The 1,270-nt window shown below is 63.1% G+C and carries 1 protein-coding gene; it reads right to left on the reverse strand.

What is annotated here, in order from left to right; translation table 11 throughout:
• Window positions 1-1,244: IS30 family transposase (locus A5698_RS18255; RefSeq protein ID WP_084792512.1), on the reverse strand; the 1,244-nt coding region annotated here is incomplete at its 3' end.
• Window positions 1,245-1,270 lie beyond the last annotated feature (26 nt).

Here is a 1,270-nt window from a genome sequence, read left to right on the forward strand (position 1 = left end):
GCAACAGCTGTCGGTGTGGACGGGTTGGAGAGTAGTTCGTCGAGTGCTTCGGCGGGGGTTTTCCATTCCAGTGTCTGGCGGGGACGGCGGTTGAGTTTGGAGGCGACGTAGTCGAGGTAGTCGGCGGGAAACACTGATAGGTCAGTGCCTTTGGCAAAGTACTGACGTAGCAGTCCGTTGGTGTTCTCATTCGTACCGCGCTGCCATGGCGAGTGGGGGTCGCAAAAGTAGATCTCCAGTTCGGCCGCCTCGGCGATTTGGACATGATTGGCCATTTCCTTGCCCTGATCCCAGGTCAGGGTCTTGCGCAGGATCGCCGGCAGTTGGGCCATCTTGACCACGATCGCTTCCTGGACCGCCTCGGCGCCGTGATTGTCGGGTAAGTGCAGCAACATGACGAACCTCGTCGTGCGTTCCACAAGAGTGCCGATCGCCGAGCCCGACGCCGTGCTGCCCAGGATGAGGTCGCCCTCCCAATGCCCGGGCACGGCGCGGTCGGCGGCTTCAGGCGGTCGCTGGCTGATGTTGACCATGTCGCGCAGCCGCCCACGGCGTTCCTCGGGGCGGCGCCGCGGCTTACGCAGCGCCCGCCCAGTACGCAGGCAGGTATGCAACTCGCGACGCAGATTGCCTTTGCCCTGAACATAAATCGCTTGGTAGATCATCTCGTGGGACACCCGCATCTCGGCATCATCGGCAAAGTCCAGCCGCAACCGACGTGAGATCTGGGCGGGACTGTGCTGCTCATCCAACCGAGCCTGCACCTCATCATGCAACCGCGTGTTGGTGGCCAACTTGCCCGGCGCCGAGCGGCGTGCCCGGTCGTGGGCTCGTACATGGGCGGTATGGGCCCGATATCGCGGCACGCACTCCCAACCACCACGCCACGGCGCCCCGAACCGATGCCGCGCCCGATACCGACCACCACCGACACTGGCATTGCGCTCAATCTCACGCATCACCGTGCTGGGATGGCGGCCCAGCCGACGTGCGATGAAACGAATCGACTCCTGACGAGCCACCCCGTCTTGAATCTCCTCACGCTCTTCAAGCGTCAAACGGGGTCGCGCTCGGCTAGCGGACACATCACTGAATCGTGGCTTCACACCACCAGCGTCAGCAAACCACCCCCACGCAGTGTGCTTCGACACGCCCACCGCTTCCCCGGCGGCAAAAGGCGAAACCCCTTCGGCGATCAACGCCCAGAACCGACGACCCACAAACGGATACCGCGGAACTCTCATACAACCCCTCAACTAGAGGCTGTTGC

This window comes from Mycobacterium sp. E136 (assembly GCF_001666865.1).
Classification (GTDB): Bacteria; Actinomycetota; Actinomycetes; order Mycobacteriales; family Mycobacteriaceae; genus Mycobacterium.